Here is a 19,483-nt window from a genome sequence, read left to right as displayed (position 1 = left end):
GGAGCATGCGTGAAATCCGTGCAAAGATCGAGGCTGCGATTAAGAGAGAGGTTCGGCAGAGGTGCGGCTTCGGGTGCGTAGTATGCGGAAAGCCATTCTATGAGTACGATCACATCAATGAATACAGTAAGGTGAAGGAGCATGAAGCGGACAATCTCACGCTCCTATGCCCTGATCACCATGCTGAGAAGACTAGAGGGCTTCGATCTGCCGACCAGGTGAGAGATGCCAATGCTGCCCCATTCAATAGGCGAATGGGCTCATCAAGCCCTTACAGGCTGGCGTACGGCGGAACTGTGAGCAAGGTTTCAATCGGATCGAACAGCTTCGTGCAGACTATGGGGTCAATAAGTGAACCTCTAGTCTTGAATGGTGAACCACTTGTGAGAGTCCGCACCGAGAGTGGAAACCTCCTCGTAAGCGCAAGACTGTTTGACGCATCGGGAGCTGTCATCCTAACCATCGATGACAATGAGCTGAAATACGATACGGGAATCTGGGATGTAGAGTTTGTTTCCGATAGGCTGATTGTTCGGGAAGCTCATCGCAAAATCCTTGCCAAGATCGTCTTCTCTCCGCCAGACTCCATCACTGTAGAGCGCGCCCATTTCTCGCATGAAGGGCTGTCGGTGCAGGTGACTGCGCGTGAAATCCTGTACAGGACCAAACGTGGAAAGCTGTCAATCTCCGGCAATAGTGTCCTGGATATTCCTTATCCTCGTGGCGTCGTGCTGACAGATGAGAACCACGAGTTGGGTAGCTTGCCCGCCGCCATTAATGTTCCCGTTAGAGTCGGGTAGCGGACCGGCGCATGTAAACCGTCGGCCCGTACCCATGGCGTTTCCTAGTTGTCGGACACTGAACCCGATTGCCTGTAAAGGCCGTCCACGGCCTTCCGGGCGCGCGCGTCGCTACTCGGCATCAGGTGCGTATAGACCCTGAGCGTGAAGCCCGGATCGTTGTGCCCGAGGTCATTGCTCAGAGCCTTGACGTTCTCGCCGGTGTCCAACAGGACGGACGCGTGGAAGTGCCTGAGAGCGTGCATGCCGTGTTCTCGGGCGGCCTGGTGGCGCTCTCCGGGCTTCGGCGCGGGGATCACCCCAGCGGCGACGAGAGCAGGCTTCCAGGCGCGGTCGTTGAAGTCGGTGCGCCGAACAGCGCCCTCGCCGTCGAGGCGGGTGAACAGTAGCCGCTTCGTGACAGGCGGGCCGTCCACCCGGAGCCACGGCAGGGTGATCTCTACTGGGGGGGGGGAACGCCTCCATGTGCTGCTTGAGGACGTGCGCCACGCGGTCCGGCAAGGGGACGTCGCGGATCTTGTTCCGCTTCGGTGGGGCGAACACGAGGCCCTCTTTGGTCACCTTCACCTGGTTCGCGATGTGCAGCCATCCGGCGTCGAAGCCGATTGCATCGACGGGCAACCCGAAGATTGCCCCTTGCCGGAGTCCGCATCCGCTTGGCAGACCTGTACCGAGAGGTTCGTACGCGGTGCTTCTCGACGCTGATCTCGTGTCGCTTCGACCCCGAGACGCGGGAAGTGCTGGAGAGCCGCCGCGTCACTCCGCTGTACCGACACGAGAGCTGATCGTGCGCGTCTGTTTCGAAACGCAAGGTGGGGGAGCCAACCCCAACGAAGACTGGGTGGCCGGCAGCCCCACACTCGCCGTCGTGTTGGATGGCCTCAGTACGGCTGGACTGCCCACGGGACGCCATGGCGTCCCGTGGTACGTCGCCCACCTCGGGGGGCATCTCCTAGACGCTCTGGCAGATTTCGACCGGCCCCTGTCGGACGGCTTCGCTGATGCGCTCGAACGTGTAGCGGCGATGCATCCCGGCTGTGACCTCAGCGACCCAGGGACGCCGTCGGCCACGGTTGCGATCCTGCGGCACAAGTACGGGGTGCTTGAGCACTTGGTGCTTGCCGACTCGCCCATCGTCCTTGATGGTCCCGAGGACTACACCGTGATCAGTGACCTTCGGGTGGACGACGTCTTGCCCGAGCTGCGGGCGGAAGTCGAGAGCCACCAGACTCATACCCCAGGGCACAGGGAGGCCCTACAGCGCCTCGTACTGGCTCAGCGGCAGGTACGCAACACGCCAGAAGGTTACTGGGTGGCCGGATCCCGTCCTGACGCAGCACAGCACGCGCTGACCGGCACTACACCGCTGAGGGGTATCCGCTCGGCCGCCGTCATGTCTGATGGTGTGTCGAGGCTGGTCAGTACGGGATGGCGACCTTGTCTGATGTCTTCACCACGCTTCAGGTCGGCGGGCCGCGCGAGCTGATTGAGGCTGTGCGAAAGGTTGAGGCCACGGACCCCACAGGAGTCAGATGGCCGCGCTACAAGTCCGGGGATGACGCCACTGTGGCGTACTGCCGGTGGTGATCGCGTGCTGTAGCCCGGACCCAGAACAGGGGAGCGCTGCCAACGAAGGATGCTCGACCATCCCTACTCTGATGTAGTTGGCAGCGGTGCATGATTGCCACCTGTCGCAGTCTTGAGCCGCTCGCCACTGGTTGCGAGCAGCGCTTCGATGGTCTCCCTGATCGCACTGGCGTTGAACGCCACTCCCAAGTTCAGCTCCTGTGCGAGCTTGACGTGCGGCGCAGTGGCCACCGCTAGCGGAAGTTGCGCGTGCCGGACCTTCGTTGCGGCGATTATTCCAACTAGTGCGACTCGCTTACCTAGGGCCATGCCATCGGGAAGGTTGTATGCGCCTTCGTTCAGCAAGAAAACCGGGCTGCCGCTACTTCCGCCAAATACGGAACCGTCCACTAGGAAGGTCGGATCTCCGTCCATATCAAGGTCGAGTGGTGTCGCAGTGATGCCCCGCCTAACAATGGGTGTGAGGTGTTTGCGATCATAATGTCCGTTGGGGTATCCAACGAACGTGATCTCCTCGATCGCGTCGACGTAGAAGTCCTCAACCTCAGTGGTCAGCATCGACGTCGGCAGAGCTCTGGTGAAACAGTGTTGAACTATCGCATTCCATACCGGTGCGAGAGGGATCACCGCTACGTCGACGCGAGGGCTTGGATGCCCTACGCAGCGGGCTGACGGTAGATCCACCTCAGCCCCTTTACCAAAGTTTGGTTCATCGGCGCCAGATTTCCTTGTTATCAGGTGCGCAGTTAGCGTTTCCGCATCCTCGACCACATGCTTGTTGGTCACCAGCATGGGGCATCCCCTACCGTTCTCAAGCTCTGCCATCAGGAGAAACCCGGTGCCGGACGTCGTGGCACCCGACTTCTTCTTGTTGACTATGCGTGCGGTCGAGAAGAGGAGCTGCCAGCCAGGGGTGTTCAAGTTCATCACCACCGCAGCATCCCATCTGATCCTCGGCATCGTGGGCGATGCCGGAAATCGGCCGAGGCCTACTGCTGAGCCGATTGCCCAGGCACTTGGCCTGGCAACGGATTGGGGGCTGGCGGAGTGACCATCGCCTGCACCAGAGCCGTGATGACCTCCGCCCGCTCTTCGCGAGTAAGATCGGCCTCCGCGACCAGCCGTTCCGCAGCGAGGTAGCGTGAGAACTCCAGCGGTTGGTCAAAGTAGGCGCGCAAGTGAGCGGCTGCCGTCTCCTGAGACTTCACGAAGGTGCGGCTGACATACCCTGCCAGCGCCGCTGCGACTGCGCCCAGCCCCCCTGCGACGACACTGCCCGCAGTTGTGCTTGCGTTCAGCGCCACTACGACGAAGACGATCAACAGGGTGAAACCAACAAGCATGGCTGCTTGCGCATTGCGGAATGATTGGCGCGCCTGCCCTGTCGCGATGTCGTGATACAGGTCGAGTCGAGTGTGCGTCACAGCCCATAGTTCTGGCAGCGTCAAACGGGACGATGAGAAGCGCTGGTCGTCCTGCGCGACCCTGACATCCGTTGTGACAACGTCCGTTGTGACCGTATCTGCTGTGACAACCACGTTTGCGTCGGTGACGGCCAGGCTGCCGTCCGGCGACCGCGTGACGCGAAGGGCGGCCTCCAGATCACGCTCCGCGGCACGCACCCGCTCGCGACCCTCAGCGATGTTGTGATCGTCCCGCACGTGTGGCCCGGTCCCTAGCCACACCCAAGCAACCATTAGCCCCGTCAGGGTGGGTGCCACCGTGCCGATGACGTTGAACTTCCACTTCTCCGGTAGCCATCCGAACGTGGCCGCGATCAGGACGACGATCAGGATCGAAATAAGCACTGCGGAGAGGATGCGGGTAGCTCGAAAGGGGGAGGCCGCAGCAGGGTCGGGGGAGTGGGGCGACATAGTTGATCAGAATGGCGCCTTGTGGCTCGCCTGCCAACCGCTTTGCTTCAATCCACTCCGCACCCCGGTCGTACACCGCGATCCCGTCCGCGTACGAGGTGAACCCCTCCCTTGATGGTGACCCGAACGCACCGTCTCAACGCCGGCCTGTCACGCGCCCTGGTCAGCATGGATGACGCGCGGCCTGGATGCCCGACGTGCTCCAGAGTCGGGCCGTCTGTGGGCCGTCGAAGGGCGGCCCAGGGTGACCAACGACGACCACCAACGGCCACCAACGACCACCAACGGCCACCAACGACCCATCGGCAGACAGCCAGCGCTGCATTGAGGTCGATCGCGCGAGATCGCTCCCGCCCCGCACCACTTCCTGCGCAACAAGCGCCAGGAGTGGGAGGAGTACCGCTCGGAGGTCACGGCGTTCGAGCTGCGGAAGAACCTTCCGGCGCTGTAGGCGCAGGTCAGCGCAGCTTTCCGCTAGTTCAGCGGAGGGGGCCGACGGTCGCGGACCGTCGGCCCCCTGGCGTCTCACTGGCAGGGGGCAGTCCCTGGATCCGCCGGCGTCGGATCAGCGCTGTCGTACAGCGTCACCACGGATGGGATGCGCTGCCGGTGCAGACGGCCTGCCGGAAGCGTTCCCAGCCCTGTGCTGATATTCGTATGGGTGGTTGCGTTGCGTTCTTGCTGTCTCGAACCCATACGACTGAATACTCCCAGGCCATCTCAACCAACTCGAATTGGCGCCTGTATGGGAGCTCTTCCCCATGCGAATGATTCACCCATCATTTCCCTGATCGGTGGTTCGACAAGTCCACCTCGTGGTCGACTCATCACGGCTGACGGTGGTGCAACTGGCTTGCTATGCGCCTGACGCTGACGGTGATCGGATGCATGGCGGAAAGATGGGTGCAGTCGCTTTCGAGTGCGGTGAGCCGCTCCAGTGCGTCGCCATGTCGCCCGGCTTCCATCAAGTACTGAACCACCCACCTGCGTCGGTCCAACACAGCCAGGTCCCCTGGCCCCAGTGTGCTGGTGCTCTTCTGAACGGCGGTTTCGAGGAGAGACAGGCCCTCGTCGTGGGCTCCAGACGCAAATATGCTGCTGGCGAGTCCGAACTCCAGACCGAGGACGACGCGATGATCGTCTCCCAGTATTGGGACTGACCTGCCCAACAGTCGTTCGTAAAGAATGCAGGCTTCGGAATGGTGGCCGCGGTGAAAAGTGAAGGAGGCGACCATGCTTTCTGCCAGCAGCGTCTCCTCATGGTCGGCGCCGAACTCTTGTCGAAGAGCCCGCGTTCGTTGCTCAGCGACGGCCAAGCCTTCCTCTGCGGACCGCATGGGCGCGCCCGCTTCCCATAGAATCGACTCGGCTTGGCCGATACCTGCTTCTGCCGCACGTCGCAGTGCTGGGAGAGCGAGCGTGAAATTACCGGACAGATAGAAGTTGCAGGCGATCGTGTAGGCCTCATGGGGCGATGCGAGGTCCATTACTGCGACCCAGACCGCTTCTGGTATGGCGTCCTGCACTGGAAGGTCGATCAAATAGTCGAAAGCCAGGAGGCCGTGTTCGGCGTCGCCGAGCAGCAGGCTGTTCGCCCCCGCCGGGACTGTGGGGGTCAGAGCCCAGGTCAGAGCCTCCGGGAACGACTCGGGGCGCAATTCCGTCCCGCCGCGGCGAACAAGGTAGCCCTCGTGAAGCTGCTTGAGAACTTCGACGGGCAAGGGGCCGTGGTAGCCGGCGCGACGGGCATCGACAGCCGCTGCGACCAGTGCCGCGCCGCGCGGGTGGTGTCCCGGGACCCACGCATGCTGCCAGCCTTCGAGCAGTTCCGGGCCGGCCGCTAACAGTTCGGCCACCCCGAAGCGTTGATCACCGGCCAATGCGCGGACGAGCCGGGGGTCGGTCGTCACCGCCCGAGCTCGTTCGCGCTCGGTGTCTGTCCATCGCCTGTCGACGTGGACCACTTGAGCCTGTCTCAATACGGCCCGGCCTTGACGCCAGATTTCCTGGGCCGGCCCGGAAGCCTCCATTTCCGCTCGATCGCGGTAGCGGTCGTACTCGTGGCTGCGCATGGTGGCCAGCACGAGTACCTGCCGGTCCGAGATCAGCAGACGGTGCAACGCGGACGTGGTCAGCCCTCCTGGCCCCAGGAAGCGTTCCAAGTCATCCAGCCACACCACACAGCCGTCTGCTGCTTCCCAGTCGTCCAACAGCACCGCAACGGCCTCGCGCGTTGAGGGAGCTACAAAATGATGATCAGGGTGCAGTAGCCGAATCGCCTCGAAGGCAGCCCGCGTCTTACCTGCGGTGGACTCGCCGACCAAGAGGATGAAGCCTCCACGGCGCAGGGCAGCGTGCAGGTGCGGTTCCATGTCGCGAGTGACATACGCCGGAACCCGATCGAGCCTGCCTTCCCTCTCAGTGGTCTCGGCCGGGTGCACTCCCACGGCGATGGGGTCACTCAGATCCCGCACCAGCGGAAAGCGCCCTCCAAGTGAGGCAATCTCCAAGGCCTCGGGTCGACGACGAGCCGCCTCGGTCTGCCGCTGCCACTCCGATTGAGCGCCTAGCGCAACAACACTCACTACGGCCGCGACGGCAGCTCCCAACACCCCTGCCGATGCCTCCGACCCCCACAGAGCAGTGAGTAGTCCGATCACCGCGCTGGCGGCCACCACAGCGCCCAACCGCACCCACGGTCGGTACTGACTCCTCGTGATCCCCACCGTTCCCCCCCCCTCCGATGGCCAGGGACCCCCCGGGGAAGCCTTCCCCGAGCGGATCGGGACCGAACCGGTAGGTAGAAGGCCGCATTGGTTCGTTCGACGCGCCATGAGTACGAATGCCCGCGACGGAGCGAAGGTCCGCTGCTGCCGTGTGGGACAAGCCGCCTCGGCGCTGTAGACCGCAGTTTTCCGCCCGCCAGTCCGGTGAGAGACCGGTGATCACCGACCGTCGGGCCCAGGCCGGGCGTCCTGCGGCGCGCTCACACCGACGCGCTCTCCGAAGCCGTGGTCCAGGCGAATCCGTCCGGGTCGGTGAACGGTCCGGCGTCGCCCGCGATGGTCAGGCGGTGGGAGCCGGTGCCGTCGGGGGAGACGCCGGCGACCTTGGCGAGGCCGCGGCGCTTGTACAGGGCCAGCTTCACGGGGCCTCCGGCGGCGAACTCGACGTACTTGCCGCCGAAGCTCTTCCCCACGGCCAGACCGTGCTCGACGTAGAACTGCTTGCTGGCCTTCACGTCCTCGACGCCGAGCAGCAGGACGAACTCGTCGACCTGCCGGGTCGCCGGGCCGGTGTTCTTCTTCGACGAGGACGCGAGCTGCCAGATCGTCCCGTCGGGGGCCTGGACGACGCCCCCGTAGCCCCAGAGCGACTTGGCGGCGGGCTTCAGCGTCGTCGCACCGGCCTGCACGGCCGCGTCGAGGAGGGCGTCCACATCGGCCGGCTGGGCGACCACGAGCGACAGCGTGAACCCGCGGAAGCCGGAGGTCGGTGCCTCCGACGCCCGCAGGCGCAGCCGGTCGCCCAGACCGAAGGCGGCGGCGTAGAAGCGTTCGGCGGCGGCGGGGTCGGCCACCTCGAGGGTGACGGATGCGATGGAAGTCATGACAACGACGCTAATCGCGCTCCGGCACCCGTGCTTCTCGATTCCTGACCGGTTCCTCCGGGGGGCTTCAGGCCTGCTGCCGCTTCAGGTCCGCCAGCAGCTGGTGCAGCGGCTCGGTGGCCCGGCGCCGGTACTCCTGGACCGCCCACCCGTTGCCGTCCGGGTCCTGGAAGTGCATGAACGTGGCGCCGTCGTCCGGGGAGTACTGGACGGGTTCCGAGACGTCGAGGCCGCGGGCGATCAGTTCCGCGTGGGCCGCCTTGATGTCGGCGACGCAGAGCTGAAGGCCCTGGTAGGAGCCCGGGGCCGGGGTGGGGCCGGGCGTCATCTGCCAGATCGACTCGCCCAGGGCGATCGAGCAGCCGGAACCCGGAGGGGTCAGCTGGACGATCCGCATCCCGGGCATGACCTCCTGGTCGATGTCCACGTGGAAGCCGACCTTGTCCCGGTAGAAGTCCCGGGCGCGGTCGATGTCGCTCACGGGCAGCGGGATGACTTCGAGGGTGATGTCCACGGGCATGACTCCTTCGTCCGGCCTTACGGGAACCGATCACCGGGTCCGGCTGAAGCCGGCTGAACGGCTCTTCCTCACCGAAGCCGAAAACGCCGGGCGGCGCCACCGAGTGGACGGCCACCGGACGCGTGCCGGGGCACAAATGGCCCTCGCGTCTCCCGGAACGCCGCCAACCGCCGTACCGCGCCTCCCCCCGCACGGCCAGTTCACCTGGCCACGCGCGCACCCCGTCCGCGTGCCGAACTCCCCGGCGCTTCCCCCGGCCCGTGCGGTTAGGCTCAAAGCCGTACGACCTTGATCCGATGCATGTCCGAGGAACAGTGCGAGGGAGGCCCGGATGACGGCGGCGCCGGGACGCAGGAGCAGTACCTTCACGCGGCTGCTGCGGCACGGTTTCACCGACGCCTCCGCCGCCGAGCGGCTCCTGGACAGCCCGGAGCTCGCGCCCCTGCGCGACGACCCGGTGCTGCTGGAGGCACTGGGCGCCACCGCCGACCCCGATCTCGCGCTGCTCGGCCTCGTCCGGCTGCTGGAGGCCCAGCAGAGCCCCGGCGCCCGCCGGGAACTGCTCGACACCCTGATCGCGGCCAAGCCCCTGCGCGACCGCCTCCTCGGCGTGCTCGGTGCCTCCACCGCCCTCGCCGACCACCTCACCCGGCACCCGGACGACTGGCAGGCGCTCGTCATGTACGAGGCGTACGACCTGCACCCCGGGGTGCAGGAGTTCGAGGACGGCCTCGCGGAGGCCACCGACCCGGTCTCCCTGCGGGTCGCCTACCGGCGCTGCCTGCTGTCCATCGCCGCCCGGGACGTCTGCGGCACCACCGGCCTCGCCGAGTCCGCCGCCGAGCTCGCCGACCTCGCCACCGCCACCCTGCGCGCCGCCCTCGCCCTCGCCGAGGCGGCCGCGCCGGAGGACGCCGAGCAGTGCCGGCTCGCGGTCGTCGCGATGGGCAAGTGCGGCGGCCACGAGCTGAACTACGTCTCCGACGTGGACGTCATCTTCGTCGGGGAGGCCACCGAGGGCACCGACGAGACCAAGGCCGTACGCGCCGCGACCCGGCTCGCCTCGCACATGATGCGGATCTGCTCGGAGACGACCGTCGAGGGCTCCATCTGGCCCGTCGACGCCAACCTGCGGCCCGAGGGCAGGAACGGCCCCCTGGTGCGGACCCTCTCCAGCCACCTCGCCTACTACCAGCGCTGGGCCAAGACCTGGGAGTTCCAGGCGCTGCTGAAGGCCCGCCCGGTGGCCGGCGACCTCGACCTCGGCGAGGAGTACGTCGCCGCCGTCCAGCCCCTGGTGTGGAAGGCCGCCGAGCGCGAGAACTTCGTCCCCGACGTGCAGAAGATGCGCCGCCGGGTCGTGGAGAACATCCCCGTCGCCGAGGTCGACCGCCAGCTGAAGCTGGGCCCGGGCGGCCTCCGGGACGTCGAGTTCGCCGTGCAACTGCTCCAGCTGGTGCACGGCCGGGCCGACACCTCCCTACGCAGCGGTACGACCCTGGACGCGCTGGGGGCCCTCGCCGCCGGCGGCTACGTCGGCCGGTCCGACGCGGCCCAGCTCGACGACGCCTACCGCTTCCTGCGCTCCATGGAGCACCGCATCCAGCTGTTCCGGCTGCGGCGCACCCACCTCGTCCCCGAGGACGAGGCCGACCTGCGCCGCATCGGCCGCTCCCTCGGCCTGCGCACGGACCCGGTCGCCGACCTGCACCGCGAGTGGCGGCGGCACGCGGGCGTCGTACGCCGGCTGCACGAGAAGCTCTTCTACCGGCCGCTGCTCGACGCGGTCGCACAGCTCGCCACCGGCGAGGCCCGGCTCAGCACCGAGGCGGCCCGGGAACGCATGGTCGCCCTCGGCTACGCCGACCCGGCGTCCGCCCTGCGCCACCTGGAGGCGCTGGCCTCCGGCGTCACCCGCAAGGCCGCCATCCAGCGGACCCTGCTGCCCGTGCTGCTCGGCTGGTTCGCCGACTCGGCCGACCCGGACGCGGGCCTGCTCAACTTCCGCAAGGTCTCCGACGCGCTCGGCAAGACCCCCTGGTACCTGCGGCTGTTGCGGGACGAGGGCGCCGCCGCGCAGAACCTCGCCCGGGTGCTGTCCGCCGGCCGCCTCGCGCCCGACCTGCTGATGCGCGCCCCGGAGGCGGTCGCGCTGCTCGGCGACGGGGACGGCGGCGGCCTGGATCCACGGCCGCGCGCCCACCTGGAGCAGGAGACATACGCCGCGGTGAAACGCGCCGACGGCGCCGCCCAGGCGGTCACGGCCGCCCGCGGGGTGCGTCGGCGGGAGCTGTTCCGCACCGCCGCCGCCGACATCGTCGGCTCCTACGGCACCGAGGAGCAGCCCGCCGAGGCCGACCAGGGCGCCCTGGTGGACATGGTCGGCGGCGCGGTGTCGGACCTGACGGCCGCGACGCTCGCGGGCACGCTCCGCGCGGTCGTGCGGGACGGCTGGGGGGACGACCTGCCCACCCGGTTCGCGGTCATCGGCATGGGCCGGTTCGGCGGCCACGAGCTGGGCTACGGCTCCGACGCGGACGTGCTGTTCGTGCACGAACCGTGCGACGGCGTCGACGAGCGGGAGGCGTCCCAGGCGGCCAACAAGGTCGTCTCCGAGATGAGCCGCCTGCTGCAGATCCCCAGCGCCGACCCGCCCCTGCTCATCGACGCCGACCTGCGCCCCGAGGGCAAGTCCGGGCCGCTGGTCCGCACCCTCACGTCGTACGCGGCGTACTACCGTCGGTGGGCCCTGACGTGGGAGTCGCACGCGCTGCTGCGGGCCGAGCCCGTCGCGGGCGACGCGGACCTGGGCCGTCGCTTCATCGAGCTGATCGACCCGCTGCGCTACCCGGCGGACGGGCTCGCCGACGAGGCCGTGCGCGAGATCCGGCGGCTGAAGGCGCGCATGGAGTCCGAGCGGCTGCCGCGCGGCGCCGACCCCAAGCTGCACGCCAAGCTCGGTCCGGGCGGTCTGTCCGACGTGGAGTGGACCGTGCAGCTCATGCAACTGCGGCACGGCTCGGCGGTGCCGGGCCTGCGCACCACCCGCACCCGTGAGGCCCTGGCCGCGGCCCGTGCTGCCGGGCTGATCACCGAGGAGGACGCGGCGACCCTCGACGAGGCCTGGGTCCTCGCGACCCGCGTCCGCAACGCGGTGATGCTGGTCCGAGGCCGGGCCGGCGACACCTTCCCCTCCGACCCCCGGGAACTGGCGGCCGTAGGACGCTACTTGGGCTACGGCCCCGGCCACGTCGGCGACATGCTCGACGCCTACCGGCGGACCGCGCGCAGGGCGCGAGGCGTGATGGAGGAACTCTTCTACGGGGCCGCCGAGCGCTGAGGCCTGCCGGTCCGCGCCCCGGGCCCATCCTCCGCCCGTTCCCGGGCCTGTTCCCGTTCCCGGGTCTCCTCCCGTTCCCGGGTCTCCTCCCTTTCCCGGGCCTCCGCCCTTTCCCGGGCTGCGCCCCGCCTGCGGGCCGGCACCGTCCGGGGCAGTGCGTAGGGCTGCCTTCCGTACCAGAGCCGCGCCACCGTGAACCCGAAGGCCAGGCACAGCACGCCACCGACCGCATCCAGCCAGAAGTGGTTGGCCGTGGCGACGATGACCACCAGCGTCAGCGCCGGGTACAGCAGGCCCAGCACCCGCACCCAGGGGACACTCGCCAGGGCGAAGATCGTCAGGCCGCACCACACGGACCAGCCGATGTGCATCGACGGCATCGCGGCGTACTGGTTGGACATGTGTTTCAGGTCGCCGGACGCCATCGAACCCCAGGTCTGGTGGACCATGACCGTGTCGATGAAGCCGCCGCCGTTCATCAGCCGCGGGGGCGCCAGCGGATACAGGTAGTAACCGGCCAGGGCGACGGCCGTGGTCGCGAACAGCACCAGCCTGGTTGCCGCGTAGCGGCCGGGATGGCGACGGTAGAGCCACACCAGGACACCCAGCGTGACGATGAAGTGGAGCGTCGCGTAGTAGTAGTTCATCCCGATAATGAGCCAATGCACCGAGTTCACGGCGTGGTTGACCGACTCCTCGACGGCGATGCCCACGTGGTGCTCGGCCCGCCAGATCCAGTCGGCGTTGCGCAGCGCCTCGGCCTTCTGCTCCGGCACGGCGTTGCGGACGAGCGAGTACGTCCAGTAACTCACCGCGATCAGCAGGATCTCGAACCAGAACCGGGGCCGGCGCGGGGTGCGCATCCGGCGCAGCGGACCTTGACGCGTATCGGCCGCAACGGTCTCCTGGAGGGCCGCTTCCAGGCCCTCCGGCTTCGTCACGGTCGTTTCACCCATAGGCGCAAAGTCTGCCAGAAAAGGACTTCCCCACCGATCATCCCGCGGCCTCGTACGAGCCGCATGTTCTACGGCGAAATCAGGCCGAAGGTCTCAGGGGTCCTTTCACTGTGAGCGTCCGATCAGGCCGCGCGACCGGGACGGGCACAGGGGAAGGATTCCTCAGGAGCGACCGCGTTCCCCCGGGGCCGAGGCGGTCGAACCGCGCACCACCAGTTCCGGCATGAACACGAACTCGCTGTGCGGCGCGGGCGTCCCGCCGATCTCCTCCAGCAGCGTGCGCACGGCGGCCTGCCCCATCGCCGGGACCGGCTTGCGGATCGTGGTCAGGGGCGGGTCGGTGAAGGCGATCAGCGGGGAGTCGTCGAAGCCGACCACGGAGATGTCCTTCGGCACGTCCAGACCGAGCTGCCGGGCCGCCCGGATCGCGCCCAGCGCCATCATGTCGCTGGCGCACACCACGGCCGTGCAGTTCCGCTCGATCAACGCCGTGGCCGCCGCCTGACCACCCTCCAGGGTGTACAGGGAGTGCTGCACCAGCTCCGACTCGACGGTCTCGGCGCCCAGGCCCAGCTGGTCCTGCACCGTGCGCACGAACCCCTCGATCTTGCGCTGCACCGGCACGAACCGCTTCGGCCCGAGGGCCAGGCCGATCCGGGTGTGCCCCAGGGACACCAGGTGCGTGACCGCGAGGCTCATCGCCGCGCGGTCGTCGGGGGAGATGAACGGCGCCTGCACCTTCGGCGAGAAGCCGTCGACCAGCACGTAGGGCACGCCCTGGGCGCGCAGCCGGTCGTAGCGCTGCATGTCGGCGGTGGTGTCCGCGTGCAGTCCGGAGACGTAGATGATGCCGGCGACCCCGCGGTCCACGAGCATCTCCGTCAGCTCGTCCTCCGTCGAGCCGCCCGGCGTCTGGGTGGCCAGCACCGGGGTGTAGCCCTGCCGTGTCAGCGCCTGGCCGATGACCTGCGCCAGGGCCGGGAAGATCGGGTTCTCCAGCTCCGGGGTGATCAGCCCCACCAGCCCCTCGCTGCGCTGGCGCAGGCGCACCGGGCGTTCGTAGCCCAGCACGTCGAGAGCGGCCAGCACGGACTGGCGGGTGGTGGCGGCGACGCCCGGCTTCCCGTTGAGGACGCGGCTGACGGTCGCTTCGCTCACCCCCGCCTGCACAGCGATGTCGGCAAGCCGTGTGGTCACAGCACCGGACTGTAGCGGCCGGGGTTCTCCTTGCACACCGACGGGACGCCTGGTGCGCGCCGTCGCACGGCCCGCTGCGGGTGGCTTGGTCATCGCGGTCCTCGAAACTCGTGGTCGGCGTCCGATCCGCAACGGATGATTCCCTCGGCGGAGACGGATGGCAAGTGCTTGCAGAGTCTTGCACAGCTGTCCGACTCCCCGTCGAACAGCGGTAACTCCGGGCTTCAGGGCAATCGAGCAGAGGTCACGGCGGGATAACCATCCACACCGCTTGCAACTTTTTGCTGCAAGGTCTTTCGCAACTCGTTGCAGCGCGGCTAATCTCACCGACGCCCGGCCGCCAACGGCGCAGTCGGCAGCACGAACGGGCTTCACCCTCAAGGAGAACTCATGCGGCGTGGCATAGCGGCCACCGCGCTGGTGGCGTCCCTCGCCCTGGCGGCGACGGCCTGCGGCGGAAGCGACAGCGGCGACGAGGCCGGCGGCCCGGTCACCATCACCTGGTGGGACACCTCCAACGCGACCAACGAGGCGCCGACGTACCAGGCCCTGGTCAAGGAGTTCGAGGCCGCCAACAAGGACATCAAGGTCAACTACGTCAACGTCCCCTTCGACCAGGCGCAGAACAAGTTCGACACCGCCGCCGGTTCCAAGGGCGCCCCCGACGTGCTGCGTTCCGAGGTCGGCTGGACCCCCGCCTTCGCCAAGAAGGGCTTCTTCGCGCCGCTGGACGGCACCGAGGCCCTCGCCGAGCAGGACAAGTTCCAGCCCAGCCTGATCGAGCAGGCCAAGTACGAGGGCAAGACCTACGGCGTCCCCTTCACCACGGACACCCTCGCCCTCGTCTACAACAAGGCCCTGTTCAAGAAGGCCGGCGTCGAGGCCCCCAAGACCTGGGACGACCTGAAGAAGGCCGCCGCCACCATCAAGGACAAGACCGACGTCGACGGCTACTGGGGCTCCACCCAGGCCTACTACGCCCAGTCCTTCCTCTACGGCGAGGGCACCGACACCGTCGACGCCGACGCCAAGAAGATCACCGTCACCTCGCCCGAGGCCAAGAAGGCCTACGGCACCTGGCAGGGCCTGTTCAAGGGCAAGGGCCTGCACAAGGCCGACACCACCGCCGACGCCTACGCCCACATCCAGGAGGCGTTCGTCAGCGGCAAGGTCGCCTCGATCGTCCAGGGCCCGTGGGAGATCACGAACTTCTACAAGGGCTCGGCCTTCAAGGACAAGAACAACCTCGGCATCGCCACCGTCCCGGCCGGCTCCACCGGCAAGGCGGGCGCCCCGACCGGCGGCCACAACCTCTCCGTGTACGCGGGCTCGGACAAGGCCCACCAGGAGGCCTCGCTGAAGTTCGTGAAGTTCATGACCTCGGCCAAGGCCCAGGAGACCATCGCGCTGAAGAACTCCACGCTCCCCACGCGCGAGGACGCCTACACCGCGCAGGTCAAGGCCGACCCGGGCATCGCCGGCTACCAGAGCGTGCTCTCCAGTGCCCAGCCGCGCCCGGCCCTGCCCGAGTACAGCTCCCTGTGGGGTCCGCTCGACGACGAGCTGATCGAGATCGCGGGCGGCAAGGAGTCCCTGGACAAGGGCCTCGGCGACGCCGAGACGGCCATCGCCAAGCTGGTGCCGGACTTCACCAAGTGACCGCCGGGTGGCCGCCGGATCCCCCTGACATGGGGGGAGGGGATCCGGCGGCCACCGGCCCGCGCCTGCGCCTCGACCCGGGCAGCTCCCCTCCGAACTCCTTGAACCTCCAGAAGGTGCCGAACCATGACAGTCGTCATCGACCGAGCGACCGGCAAGCGGCGCGGTGAGCGGGAACCGCGGCCCGGGCCGGGCCGCCGGCTGAAGAACGGCTTCCACAAGCACTGGTACGCCTACGCGATGATCGCCCCGGTGGCGATCGTCCTCGCCGTCCTCGTGCTGTACCCGCTGGCGTACGGCCTGTACCTGACCCTCACCGACGCCACCAGCCTGAACACCGCCCGCACGATCGGCGTCAACGAGATCGACGCCACCTACAAGTTCATCGGCCTGGACAACTACGCCGACATCCTGTGGGGCCCGACGGCATACGACCGCTTCTGGTCGCACGTGCTGTGGACGGTCTTCTGGACGGCGGCCTGCGTCGCCCTGCACTACGGCATCGGTCTCGGCCTCGCCCTGCTGCTCAACCAGAAGCTGCGCGGGCGCACCCTCTACCGGATGATCCTGGTGCTGCCCTGGGCCGTGCCGACCTTCGTCACCGTGTTCGGCTGGCGGTTCATGCTCGCCGACGGCGGCATCATCAACTCCGGCCTGGAACTGCTGCACCTGCCGACGCCGTCCTGGCTGGAGGACACCTTCTGGCAGCGGTTCTCCGCGATCATGGTCAACACCTGGTGCGGTGTGCCGTTCATGATGGTCTCGCTCCTCGGCGGCCTGCAGTCGATCGACGCGAGCCTCTACGAGGCCTCCGAGATGGACGGCGCGGGCGCCTGGCAGCGCTTCCGCTACGTCACCCTGCCCGGCCTGAGGTCCGTCAGCACCACGGTCGTCCTGCTCGGCGTGATCTGGACGTTCAACCAGTTCGCCATCATCTTCCTGCTGTTCGGCAACACCGCCCCGGACGCGCAGATCCTCGTCACCTGGGCCTACCAGCTGGGCTTCGGGCAGCAGCCGCGCGACTACGCCCAGTCCGCCGCCTACGGAATCCTGCTGTTGTCCATCCTGATCGTCTTCACCTCCTTCTACCGCCGCTGGCTGAACCGCAACGAGCAGCAGCTCGCGATCTGAGGCAGGAGTCCGAAATGAGTACGACCACCGTCGAGACCCCCGCCCCAGCGGGCGAGAAGCGCCCCGCGGGCGCCCCCGGCAGGACGCGCCGGCGCGGCGAGCAGAGCCGCGCGGCCTCCCTCGCCTCGCACGCCGTGCTGATCGTGGCGAGCCTGACCGCACTCTTCCCGGTCGCCTGGCTGTTCTTCCTGTCCCTCGGACCGGACAAGGACGACTACCTCCACCCCGGACGCATCTGGGGCAAGATGGCGCTCGACAACTACGCGTTCGTCCTCCAGGACACCAATTTCTTCCACTGGCTGAAGAGCACGCTGATCGTGGGGCTGGGCACGACGCTGATCGGCGTCGTCGTCGCCGCGTCCACCGGCTACGCGGTCTCCCGCATGCGGTTCCCCGGCTACCGGAAGCTGATGTGGGTGCTGCTCGTCACCCAGATGTTCCCCATCGCGGTACTGATCGTGCCGATGTACCAGATCCTGTCGGATCTGCAGCTCATCGACAGCTACCTTGGTCTCATCCTTGTCAACTGCACCACGATCGTGCCGTACTGCGCCTGGCTGATGAAGGGCTATTTCGACACCATCCCGTTCGAGATCGACGAGGCCGGGCGCGTCGACGGGCTGACCCCCTTCGGCACCTTCGCGCGGCTGATCCTTCCGCTGGCCAAGCCGGGCCTCGCGGTCGCCGCGTTCTACAGCTTCCTCACGGCCTTCGGTGAGGTCGCGTTCGCTTCGACGTTCCTGCTGAGCGACGACAAGTACACCTTCGCCGTCGGTCTGCAGACGTTCGTGAGCGAACACGACGCACAGCGCAACCTGATGGCCGCGACGGCTGTGCTGATCGCGATACCGGCCGCCCTGTTCTTCTACCTCGTGCAGAAGAACCTGGTGACCGGGCTGACCGCCGGCGGCACGAAGGGGTGAACCGGTGCCCCCCGGGGCACCGCCGAACCGCACCCCACCAGCCCGAGGCGGCCGCGGCGCCCATCCGACCCCGCTGTGCCGCGGCCGCCTCGTCACCCCACCCACGCCTTCCATGACCGACATCCTGTTACGCATCAAGGACGACATGAGCCAGCACTCAGCTGCACCTGCCCCCACCCCCACGTCCGCCACGGCCGTCGCCAAGCGCCGCGACTGGTGGCGGGACGCGGTGATCTACCAGGTGTACCCGCGCAGCTTCGCCGACAGCAACGGCGACGGCATGGGCGACCTGGAGGGTGTCCGCACCCGGCTGCCGTACCTGCGCGACCTCGGCGTGGACGCCGTGTGGCTCAGCCCCTTCTACGCCTCGCCGCAGGCCGACGCCGGTTACGACGTCGCCGACTACCGCGCCGTCGACCCCATGTTCGGCAACCTCCTGGACGCCGACGCACTGATCCGCGACGCCCACACACTGGGCCTGCGCATCATCGTCGACCTGGTGCCCAACCACTCCTCCGACCAGCACGAGTGGTTCAAGCGGGCCGTCGCCGAGGGCCCGGGCTCCTCGCTGCGGGACCGCTACCACTTCCGCCCCGGCAAGGGCGAGAACGGCGAACTGCCGCCCAACGACTGGGAGTCGATCTTCGGCGGCCCGGCCTGGACCCGCGTCACCGAACCCGACGGCACGCCCGGCGAGTGGTACCTGCACCTCTTCGCCCCCGAGCAGCCCGACTTCAACTGGGAGCACCCGGCGGTCGGCGACGAGTTCCGCTCCATCCTGCGCTTCTGGCTGGACATGGGCGTCGACGGCTTCCGCATCGACGTCGCCCACGGCCTGGTGAAGGCGGAGGGGCTGCCCGACCTCGGATCCCACGACCAGGTGAAACTGCTGGGCAACGATGTCATGCCGTTCTTCGACCAGGAGGGCGTGCACGAGATCTACCGTCAGTGGCGGCTGATCCTCGACGAGTACGCGGGCGAGCGCATCTTCGTCGCCGAGGCCTGGACGCCGACGATCGAGCGCACCGCCCACTACGTCCGCCCCGACGAGCTGCACCAGGCCTTCAACTTCCAGTACCTCAGCACCCACTGGGACGCCGAGGAGATGCGCGAGGTCATCGACCGCACCCTGGAGGCCATGCGCCCGGTCGGCGCCCCGGCCACCTGGGTGCTGTCCAACCACGACGTCACCCGGCACGCCACCCGCTTCGCCAACCCGGCAGGCCTCGGCACCCAGATCCGCCTGGCCGGCGACCGCGCACGCGGGCTGCGCAGGGCCCGGGCCGCGAGCCTGCTGATGCTGGCACTGCCCGGCTCGGCCTACGTCTACCAGGGCGAGGAGCTCGGGCTGCCTGACGTCGTCGACCTGCCCGACGAGGTGCGCCAGGACCCGGCGTACTTCCGGGGCGCGGGCCAGGACGGCTTCCGCGACGGCTGCCGGGTGCCGATCCCGTGGACCCGGACGGGCTCCTCGTACGGCTTCGGGGACGGCGGCAGCTGGCTGCCGCAGCCCGAGGGGTGGGGCGAGCTGAGCGTCGAGGCGCAGACCGGCGTGCCCGGTTCGACGCTGGAGCTGTACCGGGCCGCGCTCCGTGTGCGGCGCGAGCAGCCCGACCTCGGCGCCGGCACGTCCGTGGAGTGGCTGCGGGCACCCGAGGGCGTGCTGGCCTTCCGGCGCGGGGAGTTCGTGTGCGTCGCGAACACCACCGGCGAGTCGGTGGCGATGCCCGCGTACGGCCGGGTGCTGGTGGCGAGCGGGGAGATCGTCGAGGTCGACGACGAGGCGAAGGTGCCGGCCGACACCACGGTGTGGTGGACCACCGCGACCGCGGGGGCCCGCGCCTGATTTTCCTTTGAATTTCGTACGGCCCGCTGCCCTTTCGGGC

At 67.9% G+C, this 19,483-nt stretch carries 14 protein-coding genes and 2 pseudogenes; 7 read left to right on the top strand and 9 right to left on the bottom strand.

All coding sequences use genetic code 11. From position 1 onward, the window contains the following. Window positions 1-5 precede the first annotated feature (5 nt). The gene (locus A4E84_RS40565; protein WP_159029566.1) at window positions 6-800 is read left to right on the top strand and encodes an HNH endonuclease signature motif containing protein; all 795 of its coding nucleotides are present in this window, start codon (window positions 6-8) and stop codon (window positions 798-800) included. A 44-nt stretch (window positions 801-844) separates the two neighbouring features. Here A4E84_RS40565 and A4E84_RS11580 read toward each other — a convergent pair. From A4E84_RS11580 to A4E84_RS11570, 3 genes and pseudogenes are all read right to left on the bottom strand, one after another. Further along, window positions 845-1,463 (bottom strand): annotated as a pseudogene (locus tag A4E84_RS11580) (site-specific integrase); the annotation flags it as partial. A 987-nt stretch (window positions 1,464-2,450) separates the two neighbouring features. After that, window positions 2,451-3,314 carry a trypsin-like peptidase domain-containing protein gene (locus A4E84_RS40550; protein ID WP_237305125.1) on the bottom strand — a complete coding sequence of 288 codons (864 nt, stop codon included), beginning with the start codon at window positions 3,312-3,314 and terminating at the stop codon, window positions 2,451-2,453. A gap of 62 nt (window positions 3,315-3,376) precedes the next feature. Beyond that, a complete protein-coding gene (locus tag A4E84_RS11570) occupies window positions 3,377-4,195 on the bottom strand; it encodes a TRADD-N-associated membrane domain-containing protein (RefSeq protein WP_062926483.1) in 819 nt (272 codons plus the stop codon). A gap of 430 nt (window positions 4,196-4,625) precedes the next feature. Here A4E84_RS11570 and A4E84_RS45720 point away from each other — a divergent pair. Next, a pseudogene (locus A4E84_RS45720) lies at window positions 4,626-4,712 on the top strand (glutamine synthetase); the annotation flags it as partial. A 133-nt stretch (window positions 4,713-4,845) separates the two neighbouring features. Here A4E84_RS45720 and A4E84_RS45715 read toward each other — a convergent pair. From A4E84_RS45715 to A4E84_RS11555, 4 genes are all read right to left on the bottom strand, one after another. After that, window positions 4,846-4,980: a DUF397 domain-containing protein gene (locus A4E84_RS45715; protein ID WP_418082255.1), complete on the bottom strand. Its 135-nt coding sequence runs from the start codon at window positions 4,978-4,980 to the stop codon at window positions 4,846-4,848. 108 nt (window positions 4,981-5,088) lie between these two features. Beyond that, on the bottom strand, window positions 5,089-6,633 hold the full coding sequence (locus tag A4E84_RS40535; protein WP_159029564.1) for a hypothetical protein: 1,545 nt from the start codon (window positions 6,631-6,633) through the stop codon (window positions 5,089-5,091). A 614-nt stretch (window positions 6,634-7,247) separates the two neighbouring features. Continuing rightward, on the bottom strand, window positions 7,248-7,871 hold the full coding sequence (locus A4E84_RS11560) for a VOC family protein (protein ID WP_062926481.1): 624 nt from the start codon (window positions 7,869-7,871) through the stop codon (window positions 7,248-7,250). 67 nt (window positions 7,872-7,938) lie between these two features. Beyond that, window positions 7,939-8,385, bottom strand: a complete 447-nt coding sequence (locus tag A4E84_RS11555) for a VOC family protein (protein WP_062931403.1) — start codon at window positions 8,383-8,385, stop codon at window positions 7,939-7,941. A gap of 337 nt (window positions 8,386-8,722) precedes the next feature. Here A4E84_RS11555 and A4E84_RS11550 point away from each other — a divergent pair, with 337 nt between their 5' ends. After that, window positions 8,723-11,731 carry a bifunctional [glutamine synthetase] adenylyltransferase/[glutamine synthetase]-adenylyl-L-tyrosine phosphorylase gene (locus A4E84_RS11550; protein ID WP_062926480.1) on the top strand — a complete coding sequence of 1,003 codons (3,009 nt, stop codon included), beginning with the start codon at window positions 8,723-8,725 and terminating at the stop codon, window positions 11,729-11,731. Here A4E84_RS11550 and A4E84_RS11545 read toward each other — a convergent pair. Together A4E84_RS11545 and A4E84_RS11540 are read right to left on the bottom strand one after the other, a co-directional pair. Continuing rightward, the gene (locus tag A4E84_RS11545) at window positions 11,710-12,687 is read right to left on the bottom strand and encodes a phosphatase PAP2 family protein (protein ID WP_079128941.1); all 978 of its coding nucleotides are present in this window, start codon (window positions 12,685-12,687) and stop codon (window positions 11,710-11,712) included. The genes A4E84_RS11550 and A4E84_RS11545 overlap by 22 nt on opposite strands. Before the next feature lie 162 nt (window positions 12,688-12,849). Next, the gene (locus tag A4E84_RS11540) at window positions 12,850-13,884 is read right to left on the bottom strand and encodes a LacI family DNA-binding transcriptional regulator (RefSeq protein ID WP_062926479.1); all 1,035 of its coding nucleotides are present in this window, start codon (window positions 13,882-13,884) and stop codon (window positions 12,850-12,852) included. 390 nt (window positions 13,885-14,274) lie between these two features. Here A4E84_RS11540 and A4E84_RS11535 point away from each other — a divergent pair, with 390 nt between their 5' ends. The 4 genes from A4E84_RS11535 to A4E84_RS11520 all read left to right on the top strand — a co-directional run bounded on the left by A4E84_RS11535 (window position 14,275) and on the right by A4E84_RS11520 (window position 19,443). Beyond that, on the top strand, window positions 14,275-15,543 hold the full coding sequence (locus A4E84_RS11535) for an extracellular solute-binding protein (protein ID WP_062926478.1): 1,269 nt from the start codon (window positions 14,275-14,277) through the stop codon (window positions 15,541-15,543). A 126-nt stretch (window positions 15,544-15,669) separates the two neighbouring features. Continuing rightward, window positions 15,670-16,674: a carbohydrate ABC transporter permease gene (locus A4E84_RS11530; RefSeq protein ID WP_062926477.1), complete on the top strand. Its 1,005-nt coding sequence runs from the start codon at window positions 15,670-15,672 to the stop codon at window positions 16,672-16,674. A gap of 14 nt (window positions 16,675-16,688) precedes the next feature. Next, window positions 16,689-17,597, top strand: a complete 909-nt coding sequence (locus tag A4E84_RS11525; protein WP_062926476.1) for a sugar ABC transporter permease — start codon at window positions 16,689-16,691, stop codon at window positions 17,595-17,597. Between the two features lie 145 nt (window positions 17,598-17,742). Next, the gene (locus tag A4E84_RS11520) at window positions 17,743-19,443 is read left to right on the top strand and encodes a glycoside hydrolase family 13 protein (RefSeq protein ID WP_062931402.1); all 1,701 of its coding nucleotides are present in this window, start codon (window positions 17,743-17,745) and stop codon (window positions 19,441-19,443) included. The last annotated feature ends 40 nt before the right edge of the window (window positions 19,444-19,483 follow it).

It is taken from the genome of Streptomyces qaidamensis, assembly GCF_001611795.1.
GTDB lineage: Bacteria > Actinomycetota > Actinomycetes > Streptomycetales > Streptomycetaceae > Streptomyces > Streptomyces qaidamensis.
Note: the sequence above shows the minus strand (reverse complement) of the source record. Positions and strands in the feature narration are given on the sequence as shown.

Coding starts and splice junctions, on each gene's coding strand:
- A4E84_RS11550 (WP_062926480.1), top strand. CDS start 8,723: ATGACGGCGGCGCCGGGACGCAGGAGCAGTACCTTCACGCGGCTGCTG.
- A4E84_RS45715 (WP_418082255.1), bottom strand. CDS start 4,980: ATGGCCTGGGAGTATTCAGTCGTATGGGTTCGAGACAGCAAGAACGCA.
- A4E84_RS11560 (WP_062926481.1), bottom strand. CDS start 7,871: ATGACTTCCATCGCATCCGTCACCCTCGAGGTGGCCGACCCCGCCGCC.
- A4E84_RS40535 (WP_159029564.1), bottom strand. CDS start 6,633: ATGGAACCGCACCTGCACGCTGCCCTGCGCCGTGGAGGCTTCATCCTC.
- A4E84_RS11530 (WP_062926477.1), top strand. CDS start 15,670: ATGACAGTCGTCATCGACCGAGCGACCGGCAAGCGGCGCGGTGAGCGG.
- A4E84_RS11545 (WP_079128941.1), bottom strand. CDS start 12,687: ATGGGTGAAACGACCGTGACGAAGCCGGAGGGCCTGGAAGCGGCCCTC.
- A4E84_RS11525 (WP_062926476.1), top strand. CDS start 16,689: ATGAGTACGACCACCGTCGAGACCCCCGCCCCAGCGGGCGAGAAGCGC.
- A4E84_RS11535 (WP_062926478.1), top strand. CDS start 14,275: ATGCGGCGTGGCATAGCGGCCACCGCGCTGGTGGCGTCCCTCGCCCTG.
- A4E84_RS11520 (WP_062931402.1), top strand. CDS start 17,743: ATGAGCCAGCACTCAGCTGCACCTGCCCCCACCCCCACGTCCGCCACG.
- A4E84_RS40565 (WP_159029566.1), top strand. CDS start 6: ATGCGTGAAATCCGTGCAAAGATCGAGGCTGCGATTAAGAGAGAGGTT.
- A4E84_RS40550 (WP_237305125.1), bottom strand. CDS start 3,314: ATGAACTTGAACACCCCTGGCTGGCAGCTCCTCTTCTCGACCGCACGC.